Annotated in this window: 1 protein-coding gene; it reads left to right on the top strand. The window is 38.6% G+C overall.

Translation table 11 applies throughout. The features are described 5' to 3' along the window. Positions 1–207, top strand: a 207-nt coding sequence (locus HMPREF2795_RS00005; protein WP_148131236.1) for a hypothetical protein, incomplete at both ends; no start/stop codon positions are given.

The raw sequence follows: 207 nt of genomic DNA, 5'->3' as shown, positions 1-207 counted from the left end.
CAGAAGAGCCTAAGTTCCAACCAGAGAAATATGTTGTTTCTGAAGAGAAATACGATATTACTGGTGACAAGCTCGTTGATGATGATAAAGAGTTAGCAGACAAGTACGCAGATACAAATGCCAACCCATACGCAGATAAAACTGATAACAACGAAGCAGAAAACTTGAATACGAAGACTGTGAAACGTGGTCAAAAACTTTACTACC

It is taken from the genome of Streptococcus sp. HMSC056C01 (assembly GCF_001811305.1).
GTDB lineage: Bacteria > Bacillota > Bacilli > Lactobacillales > Streptococcaceae > Streptococcus.
Note: the sequence above shows the minus strand (reverse complement) of the source record. Positions and strands in the feature narration are given on the sequence as shown.